The 17,627-nt window shown below is 68.9% G+C and carries 17 protein-coding genes; 7 read left to right on the top strand and 10 right to left on the bottom strand.

Annotated features, from left to right (window positions below; translation table 11 throughout):
* Positions 1-3: 3 nt before the first annotated feature.
* Both AC1DXX_RS17950 and AC1DXX_RS17945 read right to left on the bottom strand, forming a co-directional pair.
* Positions 4-1,416, bottom strand: coding sequence for an NAD(P)/FAD-dependent oxidoreductase (locus AC1DXX_RS17950; protein ID WP_478135585.1), 1,413 nt, complete (start codon positions 1,414-1,416; stop codon positions 4-6).
* A 103-nt stretch (positions 1,417-1,519) separates the two neighbouring features.
* Positions 1,520-1,927 carry a nuclear transport factor 2 family protein gene (locus AC1DXX_RS17945; RefSeq protein WP_478135555.1) on the bottom strand — a complete coding sequence of 136 codons (408 nt, stop codon included), beginning with the start codon at positions 1,925-1,927 and terminating at the stop codon, positions 1,520-1,522.
* A gap of 128 nt (positions 1,928-2,055) precedes the next feature.
* Here AC1DXX_RS17945 and pdxR point away from each other — a divergent pair, with 128 nt between their 5' ends.
* The 4 genes from pdxR to AC1DXX_RS17925 all read left to right on the top strand — a co-directional run bounded on the left by pdxR (position 2,056) and on the right by AC1DXX_RS17925 (position 6,768).
* A complete protein-coding gene (pdxR, locus tag AC1DXX_RS17940) occupies positions 2,056-3,594 on the top strand; it encodes a MocR-like pyridoxine biosynthesis transcription factor PdxR (RefSeq protein WP_478135554.1) in 1,539 nt (512 codons plus the stop codon).
* Between the two features lie 154 nt (positions 3,595-3,748).
* Positions 3,749-4,759, top strand: coding sequence for a taurine ABC transporter substrate-binding protein (gene tauA, locus AC1DXX_RS17935; protein WP_478135553.1), 1,011 nt, complete (start codon positions 3,749-3,751; stop codon positions 4,757-4,759).
* 337 nt (positions 4,760-5,096) lie between these two features.
* On the top strand, positions 5,097-5,885 hold the full coding sequence (locus tag AC1DXX_RS17930; protein ID WP_478135552.1) for a taurine ABC transporter ATP-binding protein: 789 nt from the start codon (positions 5,097-5,099) through the stop codon (positions 5,883-5,885).
* Positions 5,878-6,768 carry an ABC transporter permease subunit gene (locus AC1DXX_RS17925; RefSeq protein WP_478135551.1) on the top strand — a complete coding sequence of 297 codons (891 nt, stop codon included), beginning with the start codon at positions 5,878-5,880 and terminating at the stop codon, positions 6,766-6,768. Before AC1DXX_RS17930 ends, AC1DXX_RS17925 begins: the two co-directional genes overlap by 8 nt.
* On the opposite strand, the gene AC1DXX_RS17920 is transcribed toward AC1DXX_RS17925, so the two are convergent.
* From AC1DXX_RS17920 to AC1DXX_RS17910, 3 genes are all read right to left on the bottom strand, one after another.
* Positions 6,680-7,732 carry a LysR family transcriptional regulator gene (locus tag AC1DXX_RS17920; protein WP_478135550.1) on the bottom strand — a complete coding sequence of 351 codons (1,053 nt, stop codon included), beginning with the start codon at positions 7,730-7,732 and terminating at the stop codon, positions 6,680-6,682. The genes AC1DXX_RS17925 and AC1DXX_RS17920 overlap by 89 nt on opposite strands.
* A 294-nt stretch (positions 7,733-8,026) precedes the next feature.
* A complete protein-coding gene (locus AC1DXX_RS17915; protein ID WP_478135549.1) occupies positions 8,027-9,082 on the bottom strand; it encodes a DNA methyltransferase in 1,056 nt (351 codons plus the stop codon).
* Positions 9,079-10,215: a hypothetical protein gene (locus tag AC1DXX_RS17910; RefSeq protein ID WP_478135548.1), complete on the bottom strand. Its 1,137-nt coding sequence runs from the start codon at positions 10,213-10,215 to the stop codon at positions 9,079-9,081. The genes AC1DXX_RS17915 and AC1DXX_RS17910 overlap by 4 nt, the downstream gene beginning before the upstream one ends.
* A gap of 149 nt (positions 10,216-10,364) precedes the next feature.
* Here AC1DXX_RS17910 and AC1DXX_RS17905 point away from each other — a divergent pair, with 149 nt between their 5' ends.
* Genes AC1DXX_RS17905 through AC1DXX_RS17895 form a run of 3 tightly spaced genes read left to right on the top strand, consistent with a single transcriptional unit; the run spans position 10,365 to position 11,621 of the window.
* The gene (locus tag AC1DXX_RS17905) at positions 10,365-10,814 is read left to right on the top strand and encodes a DUF4124 domain-containing protein (protein WP_478135547.1); all 450 of its coding nucleotides are present in this window, start codon (positions 10,365-10,367) and stop codon (positions 10,812-10,814) included.
* 51 nt (positions 10,815-10,865) lie between these two features.
* On the top strand, positions 10,866-11,327 hold the full coding sequence (locus tag AC1DXX_RS17900; RefSeq protein WP_478135546.1) for a ribonuclease HI family protein: 462 nt from the start codon (positions 10,866-10,868) through the stop codon (positions 11,325-11,327).
* Between the two features lie 45 nt (positions 11,328-11,372).
* Positions 11,373-11,621, top strand: coding sequence for a DUF3297 family protein (locus AC1DXX_RS17895; RefSeq protein WP_478135545.1), 249 nt, complete (start codon positions 11,373-11,375; stop codon positions 11,619-11,621).
* Between the two features lie 14 nt (positions 11,622-11,635).
* Here the strand turns inward: AC1DXX_RS17895 and AC1DXX_RS17890 are convergent, their stop codons facing one another.
* The 5 genes from AC1DXX_RS17890 to AC1DXX_RS17870 are packed head-to-tail and all read right to left on the bottom strand — an operon-like array spanning position 11,636 to position 17,359.
* Positions 11,636-12,562, bottom strand: a complete 927-nt coding sequence (locus AC1DXX_RS17890; protein ID WP_478135544.1) for a DUF2272 domain-containing protein — start codon at positions 12,560-12,562, stop codon at positions 11,636-11,638.
* A 24-nt stretch (positions 12,563-12,586) separates the two neighbouring features.
* The gene (locus AC1DXX_RS17885; protein WP_478135543.1) at positions 12,587-14,113 is read right to left on the bottom strand and encodes an AMP-binding protein; all 1,527 of its coding nucleotides are present in this window, start codon (positions 14,111-14,113) and stop codon (positions 12,587-12,589) included.
* Positions 14,110-15,546 carry an acylating sulfoacetaldehyde dehydrogenase gene (sauS, locus tag AC1DXX_RS17880; RefSeq protein WP_478135542.1) on the bottom strand — a complete coding sequence of 479 codons (1,437 nt, stop codon included), beginning with the start codon at positions 15,544-15,546 and terminating at the stop codon, positions 14,110-14,112. The genes AC1DXX_RS17885 and sauS overlap by 4 nt, the downstream gene beginning before the upstream one ends.
* Positions 15,547-15,563: 17 nt before the next feature.
* Complete coding sequence (locus AC1DXX_RS17875) at positions 15,564-16,553, bottom strand: tripartite tricarboxylate transporter substrate binding protein (protein ID WP_478135541.1); 990 nt, start codon at positions 16,551-16,553, stop codon at positions 15,564-15,566.
* A complete protein-coding gene (locus AC1DXX_RS17870; protein WP_478135540.1) occupies positions 16,550-17,359 on the bottom strand; it encodes an IclR family transcriptional regulator in 810 nt (269 codons plus the stop codon). Before AC1DXX_RS17870 ends, AC1DXX_RS17875 begins: the two co-directional genes overlap by 4 nt.
* Positions 17,360-17,627 lie beyond the last annotated feature (268 nt).

Here is a 17,627-nt window from a genome sequence, read left to right as displayed (position 1 = left end):
CGGCTATTTCTCGTCCCGCAGCCAGTACCACTTGTAGAGCATGCGCTGGCCGATGCGGCGGAACGGCGCGAACGCGCGCGACTCGACCAGTCCCCCCACATTGGGGAAGGGCAGCGGCGAGCGGTAGATCGGCAGTTCGAACACGTCCTTGCCGGTGTCCTTTCCCGCCACGCGTTCGGCCAGCCGCTTGCCGGCCCAGGTGGAAAACGACACGCCGTTGCCGCCGTAGCCCACCGCGTACCAGATCTTCTTGCCCGCATCGGGCTGCGTGATGCGCGGCATCATGTCGTGGCTCATGTCGACCCAGCCCCACCACGAGTAGTCGATGCGGATGTCGGTCAGCGGCGGGAACTTGCGCGCGATCGCATCGGTCAGCAGCTTCAGGTGCACCGGATGTTCGGCATCGGCACCGCTCACCGCGCTGCGGCTGCCGATCTGCAGCCGGTTGCCCCTGAGCAGCCGATAATAGAAGCGCAGCGTGCGCGTGTCGGTCAGGAAGGTGTGCGACTTGAAATTGGTGGCGGCCAGCTCGGCATCGCTGAGCTGGCGCGTCACCACCGAGTTGGAGAGGATCGGCATGATCCTGTTCTTCAGCAGCGGATTGAGCGCCTGCCCCGTGTAGCCGCCGGTGCACACCGCCACGCGGCGCGCGCGCACCGTGCCGGCCGGTGTCTGCAGGTGATGGACGCCTTCGATGGTGTACCAGCCCTGCACCGGGCTCGAGGTGTGAACCGTCACGCCCAGCGCGCGGGCCCTGCGCATCAGGCCGAAGGTGAACTTGAGCGGATGGATGCCCACGCCTTCGGCCTCGAACATCGCGCCCCGGGTTTCGCGTTCGTCGCAGTAGTCGCGCCGCACTTCCTCGGCGCTCATCATGCGGGTGGCGTAGCCGAAGGTCTCGCGCATCAGGCGGGCTTCGGCTTCGAGGCCCGCGAGTTTTTCGGGGCGGTGGGCGAGGTAGAGGTGGCCGCCGTCATAGGCGTCGCAGTCGATCAGCATCGTCAGGTGGCGGAAGTTCTCGAAGCCGCTGCGGATCTCGGCATCGAGCTTCTTCGCGGTGTCGAGGCCCCAGCGCTCGATCCACTGCGAGCGCTTGAGCCGGCCGCTCGCGTTCTGGCCCTGGCCGCCGCTGCGGCTGGAGCAGCCCCAGGCGGCCTGGTTGGCTTCGAGCACCGTGGCCTGGATGCCGTGCTCCTGCGCGAGGTACAGCGCGGTCGACATGCCGGTTGCGCCCGAGCCGATGATGGCCACGTCCACATCGATGTCGCGCAAGAGCGGCCCGTCGTCCTCGGGCGGCGGGCCGGCGCTCGCCACCCACCAGGTGGGCGCGTAGGCGCGGCCGGCGCCGGGGTCGGCCGCGAGCAGCGGGTCGTATTGGGGGTCGTAGGGGCGAAACGGCGCTTGCGGCGGTTGCATGGAGGCGGCGCCGTCGATGGTGGCGGCGCTGGCGGCGATCAATCGGGCGGTCCCTGCTGGCATGGTCATGAGGGCTCCAGTAAGAAGGAAGTCCGTGCGTTTGCTACGTCGCTGCGGGCAGGTTGGGTCGGGCCTTGCGGAACACGTTCTTCAGGTGGATCTTGCCGTCCCTGAAGGTGAAGACGTCGATGCCGTCGGTCTCGATGCGGCTGCCGTCGGCGGCGGTGCCGGTGAAGGTCCATTGCGAGGTGCCGAAGTCGCCCTGCACGAAGTGCCGGCCATTGACCCACTGCGCATCGGGCACGGCCTGCCAGGCCGATGCGAAGGCCTTGCGCACGGCCTCGGTGCCGACATGGCGGGTGCCGCAGGCGTCGGGGCCGGCGGCGGTCTGGAAGACGCAGTCGGGCGTCATGAAACTCATGAGGGCGTCGATGTCGTGGCGGTTCCAGGCGTCGCCGAAGGCGGCGAGGGTGGCGGTGGTCACTGAAGGGGAAGGCTGCTGGGCGGTCACGCGGGAACTCCGGAAATGAATACGGCAAGGGTAGGCAGCCGGATGCCGGCGCGATAGGGCCAGTTGCGGGGATTCGACCGAGCCAGAATGCCACGGATCGCGAGCGCTGTCCTAAACTGCGGCGCACCATGCCCCCGAATCCGCGAGCCACCCAATGGGCGCAGCTCTTCGCGCTGCCCGACCAGCCGGCGCTGCCGCTGCAGGCCCGCCTGCGGTCTGCGGTGGTGCAGGCGATCCTCGAAGAACACCTGGCGCCCGGCGCGCCGCTGCCATCGTCGCGCGAGCTTGCGGCATTGCTGGGCCTGAGCCGCAACACCGTCACCTCGGCGTACCTGCAGCTGATCGACGAAGGGTTTCTGGAGGCGCGCCCGCGCAGCGGCGTGTTCGTGGCGCACAACGCGCGTCCGCTCTCTGCCGCGCATGCGGAGCCGCTGGTGGGGCGCAGCGGACAGGCGAGCCAGCCGCCGGACTGGTCGGGGCGCGTGCTGCGCTCGCTGGTCGACAAGCCCACGCTGTCGAAGCCGGACCGGTGGCGCGACTATCCGTATCCTTTCGTCTACGGCAATTACGATCCGCAGCTTTTTCCCACCGAGGATTTCCGCGAGTGCTGCGCGCGCAGCCTGGCGCGCTCGCAGTTGCCGCACTGGACGCCGGACTTCGAGACGGACGACGTGCCCGACCTGATCGAGCAGATCCGCACGCGGTTGCTGCCCAGGCGCGGGGTGTTTGCGCTCAAGGAGGAGATCCTCGTGACGATGGGCGCCCAGCATGCGTACTACCTGCTGGCCGAGGCATTGTTCGACGCGCAGACCCGGGTCGGGCTGGAGGAGCCGGGGCACCCGCATGCGCGCAACAGCTTTTCGCTGCGGCAGCCGAAATGGGTGGAGGTGGATGTCGATGAGGACGGGCTGGTGGTCGATGCGCTGCCGGCGGCCGACTACCTGTTCGTCACGCCGTCGCACCAGAGTCCGACCACTGCGACGCTCAGCCTGGAGCGGCGGCAATGGCTGCTGCGCAAGGCCGAACTGCAGGATTTCGTGATCATCGAGGACGACTACGAGGCCGAGAACTTGTACGAAGGTACGCCAATGCCTGCGCTCAAGAGCCTGGACAAGACGGGGCGGGTGATCTACGTGGGCTCCGTGTCGAAGAGCCTTTCGCCTGCGCTGCGCCTCGGCTTCATCGTGGCGCCCCGCGCGCTCATCAAGGAGCTGCGCGTCATCCGGCATGCGATGGTGCGGCATCCGAGCGCTTTCCTGCAGCACGCCTATGCATTGTTTCTTTCGCTGGGGCACCACGAGTCGCATGCGCGGCGGGTGAACCATGCGATGCAGGAGCGGCTGGCGATCGCGGCGCAGGCGCTGCGGGATCACCTGCCCGATTTCGAGTTCCGGCTGCCGTCGGGCGGGGCTTCCATATGGGTGCAGGCACCTACGTGGGTGGATGCCACCGAGCTGTCGTTGATGGCGCGCCATCACGGGGTCCTGATCGAGGCTGGCGATGTGTTCTTCGCGAAGCCGCCTTATCCGTGTCCCTTCTTTCGGCTGCGGCTTTCTTCCATTGCGGCTTCGCAGATTCCCGCGGGGATCCGGGCCTTGGGGATGGCCGTGGAGGAGCTTGCGCTGGCGCGCGGCGAGGCGCGGCCGGCGGGCGGCCGGACTCACTGAGTCTCTGGGGAAAACGCACCGCTCTCGTGCCCGGCGCACCAGAACAAGGGTATTCACGGACACGCTGGCTCCATGCCCGCATCGGCGCTGGTACTTCCTGGCTGGAGGCGATGCGTGCAAAGTCGCTGCGAGATTCATCCACTGGAGAAACCCGATGACCATGTCCCGCCGTCTCCCCCTCCAACTCGCCGTGCTGGCTGCAGCACTCACCACGCTGGGCAACGCCGCCTTCGCGCAAACCAAGGAACTCACTTTCGCCCACCAGGACATGCTGGTCCCCCTGCGCCTCGTGATGGAATCGGGCGAGGTCGAAAAGGCCACGGGCTACAAGATCAACTGGCGCATGTTCGCCGGCGGCGGCGACGTCATCCGCGCAATGGCTTCGGGCGACGTGCAGATGGGTGAAACCGGCTCCAGCCCGCTCACGGCTGCGGCCAGCCAGGGCCAGGACATCAAGCTCTTCTGGATCTCCGCCGACATCGCGAATGCCGAAGCACTCATCGCGCGCAACGCGTCGGGCATCAACAGCATGAAGGACCTGGCCGGCAAGAAGGTCGCCACGCCTTTCGTCTCCACCGCGCACTACCAGCTCATGGCCGGCATGAAGATGGACGGCGTGGACCCCAAGAGCGTCAACGTGATGAACATGCGCCCGCCCGAGATCGCGGCCGCCTGGGAGCGCGGCGACATCGACGCCACCTTCATCTGGGACCCGGTGCTGTCGAAGATCAAGGGCACCGGCAAGACCATCGCCACCTCGGGCAGCATCGGCAAGCGCGGCGCGCCCACCTTCGAGGGCATCGTGGTCAATGCCAAGTGGGCTGCGGCCAACGAGCCTTTCATGATCGCCTTCGTGAAGGCGCTCAACCGTGCCAACGAGGAATACAAGGCCACCGGCAAGAGCTGGACGCCCGATTCGCCGCAGACCAAGGCGATGGCGAAGTGGACGAAAGCCGACCCGAAGGACGTGGGCGCGGCCATGGCGCTCTACACCTTTCCGACGATGGCCGAGCAGGTCTCGCCGGCGTGGCTGGGCGGCGGCGCGGCCAAGGCGATGGCGGGCACGGCGGCGTTCCTCAAGGAGCAGGGGCGGGTGCAGGAGGTGAAGCCCGACTACGGCGCGTTCGTGACTACTGTCTACGTGGACAAGGCGATGGGCAAGTAGGTGGGGCGTTTGGTGCTTCGTTTGGGGCGCTGCTGTTCGGGGCGCGCTCACGCCGACGGTGTGCTCTGCTCCGCGAATGTCCCCCGGCGCGGCCTAGGGCCGCATGCCTCCTCCTTTATTTCGCTGCGCAGAGCACACCATCGGCGTGAGCGCTCAGAGCACTTGTTGATCGGCCGCAAACCAGCGGCGTGCCCTCGTGCACAGGGCACCGGGTGCTCCCCGCAGCGAAATAAAGGAGGAGCGAAGCGGGGGACATTCGCGGAGGGGAGCACCCGGTGTCCTGGGCACGCGCCCCGAACAACAGCGTCAAGAACACGACACGCAATGGAGAACTGAGATGCCCACACTCGACATCCGCGACCTCACGGTCAACTACGCGGTCAAGGGCGGCACGCTGCAGGCGCTGGCCCCCGTCAACCTCACGATGCACGACGGCGACTTCGTCGTCGCGCTCGGCGCCTCGGGGTGCGGCAAGACCACGCTGCTCAACAGCATCGCGGGCTTCCTGCCGCCCTCGACCGGCGAGATCCTGCTCGACGGAAAGCCCGTGATCGGCCCCGGTGCGGACCGCGGCGTGGTGTTCCAGAAGCATGCGCTGATGCCCTGGCTCGACGTGCGCGACAACGTGGCGCTGGGCCTGCGCCTCGCCGGCACGGGCAAGGCCGAGCGCGACCGCATTGCCGAAGACAAGCTGGCACTGGTCGGCCTGCAGCAGTATGCGGACCGCGCGGTGTACGAGCTCTCGGGTGGCATGCAGCAGCGGGTGGGCATTGCGCGCGCACTGGCCAGCGACCCGGCCGTGCTGCTGATGGACGAGCCGATGGGCGCGCTCGATGCGTTCACGCGCGAGCAGGTGCAGGAGATCCTGCTCAAGGCCTGGTCCCAGTCGAACAAGATGGTGTTCTTCATCACCCACTCGGTGGAAGAGGCGCTGTTCCTCGCCACGCGGCTGATCGTGATGAGCCCGAGCCCCGGGCGCATCTCGCACGTCTACGACGACGTGCCGTTCTCGCGCCAGTACCTTGCGCACGGCGATTCGCGCAAGGTGAAATCGGAACCCGAATTCATCCGCATGCGCGAAGAGGTTCTCTCCATCGTTCATCATCGCGAGGCTGCCCATGCCTGAGGTCACGATTGCGTCGCCTGTTGCTGCCGCCGCCATGACGCCACCCTCCAAGCCCGCTGCGCCGCCGCCTCCCGCGCCCGGTGCCAAGCTCAAGACCAGCGCCTTCAAGGTGCCGGGCGAGGGCTCGAGCGTGACCATCAGCGTGGTCACCGTGGCGGCGCTGGTCGCACTGTGGTTCATCGTCACCAACATGGGCTGGGTCAAGCCGCTGTTCCTGCCGACGCCGCAGGCGGTGTTCCAGCAGTTCTACGAATACCTCACGGGCCRGGCCAACGACAAGCCGCTGTGGCAACACTTCCTGGCGAGCATGTTCCGCGTGTTCTCGGCCTTCTTCCTGGCCTGCGCCACGGCCATTCCGGTGGGCATCGCGATGGGCATGAGCCGCTTCTGGCGCGGCATCTTCGATCCGCCGCTGGAGTTCTACCGGCCGCTGCCGCCGCTGGCCTACCTGCCGCTGATCATCATCTGGTTCGGCATCGACGAGCTGCCGAAGGTGCTGCTGATCTTCCTGAGCTGCTTCGCGCCGCTGGCGCTGGCCGCGCGCTCGGGCATGCGCAGCGCCTCGCAGGAGCAGATCAATGCGGCGTACTCGATGGGCGCGAGCTACATGCAGGTGATCCGCCACGTCATCCTGCCGTCGGCGCTGCCCGACATCCTGGTGGGCATGCGCATCGCCATCGGCTTCGGCTGGACCACGCTGGTGGCCGCCGAGATGGTGGCGGCCAACATGGGCCTGGGTCAGATGGTGCTGAACGCGTCGAACTTCCTGCGCACCGACATCGTCATCATGGGCATCATCGTGATTGGCGTGGTGGCTTATCTGTTCGACCTGCTGATGCGCTGGCTCGAGCGACGCCTTGTGCCATGGAAAGGGCGCATGTAGGAGGCAGCGACGCTGTCGGTGGATGAGGAGAAACCGGGGACAGCGCCGGCAGCGGCGGCAGCACCGGGTTCTCGCCGTCGGAGCCCATCGACTGCTCCAGAAAGTCGAGCATCGCGCGCATGGCCGCGCTGTTGTGGCGGCGCTGCGAGTAGGCGGCGTACAGCCAGTGGTCGTGGTCGCGCGGCATGTACTCGCGCAGCACCGGCACCAGCGCGCCGCGCTCCAGGTGCGCCTGCGCCAGCGGCTCGGGCACGTACACCGCGCCTACGCTGCGCAACGCCAGCTCGATGAGCGCCACCGCGTCGTTGGCTTCCATGCGGCTGTGCACCGGCACCTCGTGCGGCTTGCCATCGATCTCGAACGACAGGTGCGTGGTGGGCGCCGCCGAATAGCTCAGCACGTCGTGCCGGGCCATGTCGTCGGGCACCTGCGGAATGCCGCGCTGGGCCCAGTAGGCCGGCGTGGCGCAGACCACCATGTCGAACTTCACCAGCCGGCGCACGATCAGGTTCATGTCGTCAATGCGGCCGCCCGTCAGATGGATGTCGATGCCTTCCTCGATCAGGTCGATGGCGTGGTTGGTGAACACCAGGCTCACGTACACATCGGGATATAACTTGATGAACGCGGCGATCACGTCCGACAGCCAGCCGGCGATCAGACCGTTCGGCGCGCTCATGCGCAGGCGGCCGCGCGGGTGGGCGCCGTGGCCCTGCAGGTCGTTCAGCGTGTTCTCGGCCATCGTCACCAGCTCGGTGCTGCGGTCGAGCAGCACCTGGCCGGCGTCCGTCAGGCTCAGGGAGCGGGTCGAGCGGTTGAGCAGGCGCACGCCGCTGCGGGTTTCCAGCTCGGCCACATAGCGGCTGACCGTGGCTTTGGACATGCCCAGCGAATCGGCTGCACGAGAGAAGCTGCGCCGGAACGCGACTTCGCGGAATGTTTTGATGAGATCGAGGCCGTCCATGGATGGGCGCATTGTTCCAGCTTCGGGGTTGGGGGAGCGGCCGGTAGGGGCATCCGGCAGGCTTTGTGCGGCGCGCTGCATTCGGGGTGCGTGCACAGGCCACCGGGTGCTCCCCTCCGCGAATGTCCCCCGCTTCGCTCCTCCTTTATTTCGCTGCGGGGAGCACCCGGTGCCCTGTGCACGAGGGCACGCTGCTGGTTCGCGGCCGATCAACCAGTGCTCTGAACGATCACGCCCACGGTGACCCGCATCCCCAAAGCCCCGGCCGAAATCGAACCGAAACCCGGTTCCATTTCAGCGCAGCTCGTAGCAGATGTCCAGCCTCACCAGAGCGCCGCTGCTGTCGATCCGGTCGGCGCGGAAGTAGTAGCGCCCGCGGTAGCTGTCGAAGTGAAGGGGCAGCGCCACGGGCTCTCCCCAGCTCGTCAACGCGAAGCCCCGTTCACGCAACCCATGCAGCAGGGCATCGAGGCGCTGCGGGTCGGCGTCGACACGGATGTCCGCATCCGCGGGCGGCGTGCCTTGCGGGTCGCGCAGCCATCGCGCGAAACTGCCGATCAATGTGAAGGCATGCCCCTGCGTGCGCAGGGCATCGAGCAGGTCGGCGGTACCTTGCAGTTCGATGCGCTCGCGCTGCTTGCGGAAGACCAGCGCGTATTCGTGGCGCCGGTCCGTTCGCATCGCGGACGTGTCGCCAGGGCCGCTGTCTTCGCTGTCGTGCGGATAGACCAGCACGCGCTCCTCTTCCATGGTGAAGAGCGAGCCCAGGATGCGTGCGAGGTCGAAGGCCAGCGGCAGCACGCGTTCGCCGAGGCGGATGTTCTGTGCCATCGCGATGCAGGCACCGCCTTCGCGCAGCCCCGCGCGCACGCGATGGAACACGTTGCGCAGCCCCTCCAGGTGCTGCGCATAGCTCTGGCTGTCGTAGAGCTGGGAGGCCGCGGCGGCGCCTGTCCATCGGCAACCGAAGTAGGGCACGTTGGTCAGGCAGAGGTCGAAGGGCGGCAGCGCGGCGGCGTCGAGCGTGTCGCACGAGCCGTGCAGGAGTGTCGTGCCGTGCGCGAGGCCATGGCGCGCCAGCCGCTCGCGGATGAGATCGATCCGCCCCGCGTCGATCTCGCAGCCCGACGCCAGCCGGTCTTCCAGCCGCGCTGCCAGCAGGGTCGTGCCGAAGCCCGCGAACGGATCGAAGACCGTGTCGCCTTGCCGGGAGAACCGGCGCACGAAGGGCAGCATCTGCTCGACCCATCCGCAATCGCGCCCGCCCAGCGGGTCGCGTGCGCGCAGGTCTTCCGGCAGCCTGTGGTGCGGCGACTCGTGGTCGAGCATCAGCCAGCTGTGGCCGGTCATGGGCTTTTCGCCTGTCCGATGCGGGTGTCGAGCAGCACGTCGCGCCCGGGCTCCCAGCCGGCGCACAGCTGGCCGTCGGGAAAGTAGACCAGCTTGTAGATGTCCCCGGTCGCGTGGCGTTCGTGCATGGCGCCGTAGTCGGCGCTTTCGAAGACGACGGCCAGCCCGCTCGCGGTGCGCAAGCGCAGGTTCCAGAAGTAGTAGCCCTCGGTGAGGCTCTCGATCGTCCATTCGCGCGAGAGGGCCGGATCGTCGAGGCAGGCCGCCAGCAGGTCGTCCATCGACACCCGTTCCGCGCCCAGGTAGCGCGCGGTGGCGTTGTCCCGGTAGCCGTCGTCGAGCCGCGAGAACTCCCGGAAGACGACGGTGCCGGCGCCGCAGCGCCGTGCCCACGCGAGGTACGCCGCCACATCCTGCGGCTGCGCGACGCCGCTGCGCTGCAGGATGCACACGAGGCGCAGCGCAACGGCATCGGCCAGCTGCCGCGCGGTGCGTTCGAACACGGCCTGGTCGCCGATCGCCACCCCGGGCCGGAACCGCATGATGGCCTGGTTGACCGTGCCTTCATGGTGGTGGCGGGACAGCTCCAGCCAGCTCAGGCCGAAGTCCTGCAGCGCGCGCCGCAGCACCTCGCCTCGCGGCGCCGCGAAGCCGGCGCCGTTGGTGTAGAGCACGCGGTCTTCGACGACCGGGCCGTCGCCTTCGCCGGCGGCCAGCGTGCCGAGCAGCTGAAGCATCCAGTCGGCGTCGTCGCTCGTTTCGAGGCCCGAGAGCGACCACGAGAGCGGCACGCCGCGCAATGCCCGCAGCGCGCGGGACAGGCCGTCGAAGTAGGTGGGCGCCGGCCGCAGCCGGGACGCCGGCGTTCCGCCATCGGCCTTGCGCAGGTTCTCCGAGCAGAAGCTGCAGCGCGCCGAGCAGGGCTGCACCGCCGCGTACGGCGTGAAAGTGACGGGTTGCGCAAAGCGCCGCTGCCTGCCGCCGATGGTGTGGGTGTGCCAGCGCGCGGCTTCGCGCGGGAGCGGGGCGCGCAGGTTCACCTGGCCCAGCGCGGGGCGCAGGCGGGCGAAGAGCGGGGAACTCGCGCTGCGCGGCAAGTCGGCAACGGCGATCCTGTCCATCGGGGACGTCATGGCGCGCGGCACGGCAGGCGCGCGCGTGGCAGTCTTGGAGGGAATGGCAGGGGCATGGCAGGCGGTGGGACAGGGAATCGGCACACTCGCAACGATACGATAGCGCCGGCCGGATTGGGCTTCGGGACGCAATCTGTTAGAACCCCTCCATGCGCGCACCGGCCTTCTTCATTCCGCTCTTTTTCGTCGCCCTGGCTGCGCAGGCGGATGTGGTGCGCTGCACCGATGCCAGCGGGAAGATCTCGTACACCGACGGTCGTTGTCCGCCGGGCAGCCGGGTGTCGCGCCAGGTGCCGATCGACGAGTCGCCGCCGCCACCGGTGCCGATGCCGCGCTCGCAGCCCGAGGCGTCGGGCCCGTCGGCCTACGCACCGCCGCCGACGGCCGCGCCGCCAGGTCTGGCGATCATTCCGCGCAACCCGATCGTCGAGCAGCCCGCCGCCGATCCCCCGGTCTACATCCTCGGACCGGACCCGTACTACGACGGTCCCCGCCGCCCGGCCTATCGCCAGCCGCCGCAGCAGCTGCGCGACCCGGGGCCGCCACCGGGCCAGCGGCCCTGCCAGAACCTCGCGGGCATCAAGCGCAGCAACTGCTGAACGCCGGCGCGGCCGGCCGGCTGGCTCGCCAGCCGCGAAACGCACCCACCCATGAATCTTCCCGCGCCCGAGCGCCTTCGCCCCTGGACCGTCTACTGCGACGGCAGCGCCATGCCGAACCCGGGGCGCATGGGCATCGGCGCCGTCATCACGCAGCCCGACGGCACCCGCCACACGCTCTCGCAGGCCACGCACACCACGGGCTGCAACAACGAAGCCGAACTGCGGGCGCTGACCCTGGCCCTCGAGGCACTGCGGGCCCGGGGCGCGACGTCCGTCCTCGCATACAGCGACAACAGCATCCTGGTCGAGCAGCTCAGCGCGGCCGATGCCCGGCCGATCGCACGCCTGGCCCCGCTGTTCGACGATGCCCGTGCCTTGCTCGGTACGTTCGAGGAGGCGAGCGTGCAATGGATTCCGCGCCATCGCAACGCGGAGGCCGACGCACTGGCGCGCGCCGCCCTGGGCTTCGCACCGAAGCCCGCTGCCAAGGCCTGGAAGAAGCGGCGTTAGGCCGAGGTCCTATCATTCGGGTCGATTTCGAATAAACCGCGACCCATGACCGAAGCCACACCCCGTCCGCCCCTTCCCGACCGCCTGTCCACCGATGCGCGCAGCCCGCACCATGTGGCCGCCATCTTCGAGCACGACATCGGCATCCGATTCAACGACAAGGAGCGGTTCGACGTGGAGGAGTACTGCATCAGCGAAGGCTGGATCAAGGTGCCCGCGGGCAAGGCGGTGGACCGCAAGGGCTACCCGCTGCTGCTCAAGCTGAAGGGCAGGGTCGAGGCGTTCTACCGGTAGGCGGGGCCCACCCCTCAACGCCACTGCAGCAGCAGCGACCAGGGCTGCCGGCTCATGTGGCGGTCGATGCATCCGGCCGCACCGGCGGTGCAGCCCTCGGGCAGGTAGCTCGGGTCCAGCAGCTTCGTGCCGGGCGCGAAAGCCAGGCGGCGCGAGGTGACCGACTGGACCACGTTGCCGCCCACGGCGTCGAAGCCCGTGGCATCGACGGCCACGACCACATCGCAATGCATCGGCAGCGGCTCGCCGCCGGTGGGGCGCCGGGCCAGCACCTCGCCGATCTTGTCGAAGCTGTCGAGCCCGGCACCGGCATCGCGTGCCTGGCAGGCGAGATCGCCGACGCGCGGCGGCGTGCGGGTCAGGTCGCAGGCGCGCAGGGCGTAGCGCGTTGCCAGGCCTGCGGCCTCGTCGAGCCCTGCGCGCCATGCGGCGCCTGCGTAGTCGGCATGCGCCTCCGAGAAAACGAACTCGTCCGGGCCGAGCCCTGCCTGCCGCGCGAGCCAGCTGATGAAGGCCGCGGACCACGGTGCGTCGATCACCGCGACGCGGCGCAAGGCGGTGTCGATGGAAGGCGGTTCGGACGGGGCGGCCACCCGGTCGGGATCGGTGCCGCGCAGCCGCACGCCGGTCGCCTGCCAGTAGCCGAGCACCCGTTGCCACGGTGCGAGGTCCAGCGCCGAGCGGCGGACGTCTTCGGCCTCCCAGTCGCCGGCGCTGGTGAGGCGGCCTTCGGCGTCCATGGTCTGGGCGCCGAAGGCCTGGTGCTCCTGCCGCGCGAAGGCCGCCATGGCGAGTGCGTGGGGCGGCGACGGAATCTGCGCGGCTGTGTCGAGGCAACCTGCTGCGGCCGCTGCGTTGCCTGCGGCCGCAAGCAGGAAGACCCAGGCACCGGTGGCCRCAGTCTTCCACGGCGAAGAAGGGATGGCGATGGAGGTCGGCATGTCAGCGGGGAGCATAGCCCGCCGTCACACCTCGAACAGCGGCAGCAGCTTCAGGCGCTGCACCTTTCCGGAAGGCCCGCGCGGCAGGTCGGCGACGAAGCGGTAGTGGCCGGGCGCTTTATAGCGGCCGAGCACGGTGACGCTGAAGGCGTGCAGCTCTTCTTCGGTGCAGCTGCAGCCTTCGCGCAACACGATGCACACGCCGATCTCCTGGCCGTAGTGGCGGTCGGGCACGCCCACCGCCGCGGCTTCGAGCACCGCGGGGTGCTGCAGCAGCGCCTCGTCGATCTCGCGCGGCGCGATGTTCTCGCCGCCCTTGATGATCAGCTCCTTGATGCGGCCGGTGACGAAGAAGAAGCCGTCTTCGTCGCGGTGGCCGAGGTCGCCGGTGCGCAGCCAGCCGTCGGGCGTGAAGCTGGCGCGGGTCGCTTCCTCGTTCTTGTAGTAGCCGAGCATCACGTTCGGCCCGCGGATCACGATCTCGCCGGTCGTGCCGCTGGGCACCGCCGCCAGTGTTGCATCCACCACGCCCGCCATGCAGCCCGAGGCGCGGCCCACCGCGCCGAGCTTGCGCGCGGCCGGGTCCATGGGGTTGGAGAACGAGGGCGCGGCAGTCTCGGTGAGGCCCATGGTCTCGACGATGCCGATGCCGAACATCTGCTCGAAGGCGCGGTGGTGCTCGGGCGGCAGCGCGGCCGAGGCCGAGCGGCAGAAGCGGATGGCCAGCGTCTGCGCGCGCGGCGGCTTCGGGCCTTCGAGCAGGTACGAGATCATGGTGGGCACCACGTTGATCCAGCTGCACTGCGTCTGCGCGGCCTGCGCCCAGAAGCGGCCGGCCGAGAATTTCGGCGGCATCGCGAGGCTGCCGCCGTGCGCGAGCGGCGCCAGCATGGTCACGACGAAGGCGTTGATGTGATAGAGCGGCAGCACCGCGAGCACCCGGTCCGCCGGCTGCAGCGCATGCTCGGTGCCGATGGCATGCGCATTGGCCGCGAGGTTGCGCTGCGTCAGCATCACGCCCTTGGGCATGCCGGTGGTGCCGGAGGTGTACATCAGCAAGGCGACGGCGTCGGGTGAAGGCGGGGGTGGCGCTGCATCCCGCAGTGCATCCGTTTCGCCCGGCAGCGCCTCGGCGTCGGGGTCGACCACGATCAGCGTCACGGGGCGGTCGAAGGACTGAACGATGCCGCGCACGCGCGCTTCCCACTCGGGCGCCACGCAGACCAGGCGGCAGTCGGCGTGCGAGAGCACGTAGCGCATTTGTTCCGGCTGCGAGAGCAGGTTGACCGGGTTCACGCAAAAGCCGGCATGCATCGCGCCCAGCAACAGGCGCAGCGTCTGCAGCCCGTTGGGCATCACCACCGACACCGTGTCGCCCGGCTGCGCGCCGTGGGCCCGGAGCGCGGCGGCAATGCGGCGGCAGCCGTGCGCGAGTTCACCGTAGGTGACCTGGCGCTCGCTCTCGGTCGATCGGGCATACACCGCATGCGGCCGCAGCGCCGCCTGCCGCTCGACCAGCGCGTGGACCGTGGACGCAGCCACGTCCCTCATGTCGCCCCGTGCGCTGCGAAGAAGGCGCCGAAGATCTCGTCCTCGCTCGGCACCTTCTCCGGAATCGGCCGCGACACGCGCGTGATGTTCAGGTAGTGCCGGAAGTTCATGTTGTCGGAGAAGTTGTTCTTGCCCCAGGTGCCGCAGCCCATCGACAGCGAGAAGGGCAGGCCGTTGTCGAAGCTGCCGCCGGTGGCGATGCAGTGCGCCTGGTCGACGATCACGCGCGACACCGGCAGCGTGAGGCCGAGCATGAGCGCGCGTTCGGGCACGGCGCTGTGCAGGCCGACCGAATGGCCGGCGCCTTCATAGGCATAGATGCGCTCGACCGTGGCGGCGGCTTCCTCGAAATCGCGTGCGGCATAGATCGCGAGCACCGGGCTCAGCTTCTCGCCCGAGAACGGGTGATCGTGGCCCACGCCGTCTTCCGCCACCATGAGGATGCGCGGATCGGTGGCGGCAATCGCCAGCCAGCCCGCGCGATTGGCGCCATCGACCGCCGCGGCGCGCTCGGCGATCACGCGCGCCGACTGGCCGATGACGGCGGCCGAGAGCTTGCCGTCGGGCCACATCAGCGCCTGCAGCGTGGCCTTCTGCGGCGCCGCGAGCATGACGGCGCCCCGATCCTTGAGCGCAGCGAGCATCGCTGCGCGCACCGCATCGACGATCACCAGGCTGTTCTCCGACGAGCAGCTGGTCGCGTTGTCGAAGGTCTTGGAGCGCACGATGCGCTCGGCGGCCGCGTTCACATCGGCCGTTTCGTCGACGATGCCCGCCACGTTGCCCGCGCCCACGCCGAAAGCCGGCGTGCCGCTCGCATAGGCCGCGCGCACGTTGGCCTGCGAGCCGGTCGCCACCACCAGGTCGCACAGGCGCATCAGCTCGGCCGTTGCCTGCTTGTTGATCGGCAGGGGCAGCAGCTGCACCAGGTCGCGCGGCGCGCCGATGCGGTCGAACTGCTGGTGGATGAACCCGATGAGCCGCGCCGCCGTCGACCAGCCCTTGGGCGAGGGTGCGACGATGACCGCATTGCGCCCCTTGAGCGCATTGATGATCTTGTTGGCCGGCGTTGCGCCGGGGTTGGTCGAGGGCGTGACCGCGCACACCACGCCCACGGGCCGTGCGATCTCGACGATGCCGCGCGCCGGGTCCTCGGCGATCACGCCGACCGAGCGCGCGCCATGCAGGTCGCGCAGCAGGCCGAAGGTCTTGCGATGGTTCTTGCGGACCTTGTCCTCGACGTTGCCCACGCCGGTGTCGGCCACCGCCAGCTCGGCCAGCTCGCGGTTGCGCGCCGGCTCGACGATGGCCCAGCCGGCCGCGACCACGGCGGTGTCGACCTGGGCCTGCGACCAGGTTTCGTAGATGCGCTGCGCGGCGCGGGCACGCGCCACCAGTTCGGCGATGGGGGAGGAGGGGACTGGATGTTCCATGGGTCTGTCTGTATCGATCAATCGACTTTGATGCTGGCTTCTTTCGCGAGCTTTTGCCAGCGCACCAGTTCGGTGGTCACGACCTTGCCGAGTTGCTCGGGCGTGCCGCCGACGCCTTCGCTGCCTTGCGCCAGCAGCTTGTCGCGGATCTCGGGTTCCTTGACCACGGTGTTGATCACGCGGTTGAGCTTGTCGATGGTGGGCTGCGGCGTCTTGGCCGGCACGAACACCGCGTACCAGGAGTCGACGTCGAAGTCGGGAATGCCGGCCTCCTGCATCGTCGGCACGTCGGGGAAGGCCGCGCTGCGCTTGGTGGTCGAGACCGCGAGCGCCTTGAGCTTGCCGGCCTTCACGAACTGCGCCGCCGCGGGAATCGACACCCACAGCAACGGCACTTGCCCGCCCATCACGTCGGTCACGGCCGGGCCGCCGCCGCGGTAGGGGATGTGCGTCATGTGCGTGCCGGTGCGCAGCTTGAGCAATTCGCCCGCCAGGTGCCCGGGCGAGCCGTTGCCCACCGAGGCGAAGGAGATGCTGTCGGGCTTGGCCCTGGCAAGCGCCACCACCTCGGCCACCGTGTTCGGCGCGAACTGCGTGTTGGCCACCAGGATCTGCGGCAGCGAGGCGACCAGGCCGACCGGCGCGAAGTCCTTCGCGGTGTCGAAGCTCAGCTTGGTGTAGATGGCCGGATTGATGGTGTGCGAAGAGAGCGTGAACAGCACCGTGTAGCCGTCGGGCGCCGACTTGGCCACGACTTCCGTGCCGATGGAGCCGGCCGCGCCGCCGCGGTTGTCGATCAGCACCTGCTGGCCCAGCAGGGTCGAGAAGCGCTCCTGCACGATGCGCGCGATCACGTCGGTGCCGCCGCCGGGCGGGTAGGGCACGATCAGGCGGATCGGCTTGACCGGGTAGTCGCTGCCGTTTTGCGCCTGGGTTGCGAAGGGTGCGGCCAGGGCCGCCGCGGCCAGCAGGCCGGTGCGCAGCCAGGGGGCGAAGAACAGATTCATTCGAGTCTCCTTCTCTTGGGGGTGGATGTCGGCAGTTGCGCGAACGGCGCCGGGCTGGCCCGGTAGCCGAGCGTCACGCTGGCGTCGCGTGCGCAGGCCATCAGGCGGTCGGCCAATCCGCGCGCCTGGGTGCGTGCGAAGCGGATCGAGGGCACGCTCATGCCGACGGCCGCGACCGCCTCGCCGCGCGCGTTGAACACCGGCACGCCCAGGCCGCAGACGCCGATGCGCCATTCCTCGCGGTTCTCGGCGTAGCCGCGAGCGCGTGTGCGTTGCAGTTCGAGGAGGAGTGCATCGAAGTCGGTGATGCTGTTCCTGGTGTGCGCCACCAGCGTGCCGAGACGCTCGCGCAGTGCCGGCACATCCAGCGCGGCCGCTGCAAGCAGTGCCTTGCCCGATGCCACGCAGCAGGCCGCAGCGCGCCCGCCGATGCGCGAATAGGCGGCCACCGGCAGCGGGCTGTCGAACTTGTCGAGGTAGACGATCTCGGCGCCGTCGAGCACCGCGAGGTGGATGGTCTCTCCGGTGAGCTGCGCCAGCGATGCGAGGTGCGGCCGAAGCAGCGCGCCGACGTCGGCCGCTTCGGAGACCAGCGCACCCAGCTCGAACAGGCGCAAGCTGGGCCGGTAGGCGCTGGTGTCCGGGTCTTGCACCGCCCAGCCGCACTCGACCAGCGTCTGCAGCGTGCGGTGCGCGTTGCTGCGTGCCATGCCGAAGGCCTGCGCCAGGTCGGTGACGCGGCAGTCGCGCTGTTGGCGCGTCATCCATTCGATGGCGGCGAGGCCCTTGGCAAGCGTGGAGTCCATGAGGCTTTCAGAGGCGTTCCAAATATTGGAACGCTGTTCTCGGATGTGAAACGCAATGTAAGAACCAGGGCTGCCCTTTGTCAATCGGGGCTTTGGATGTAGTTCTAAATGTCTCAGAGCCTGTTTGCGATCTGTTCGGGGTGCGTGCACAGGACACCGGGTACTCCCCTCCGCGAATGTCCCCCGCTTCGCTCCTCCTTTATTTCGCTGCGGGGAGCACCCGGTGCCCTGTGCACGAGGGCACGCTGCTGGTTTGCGGCCGATCAAC

The sequence above is a fragment of the Variovorax sp. P4_B10 genome (assembly GCF_056402375.1).
The sequence above is the reverse complement of the archived record's forward strand: the minus strand, read 5'-3'. Positions and strand labels throughout refer to the sequence as shown.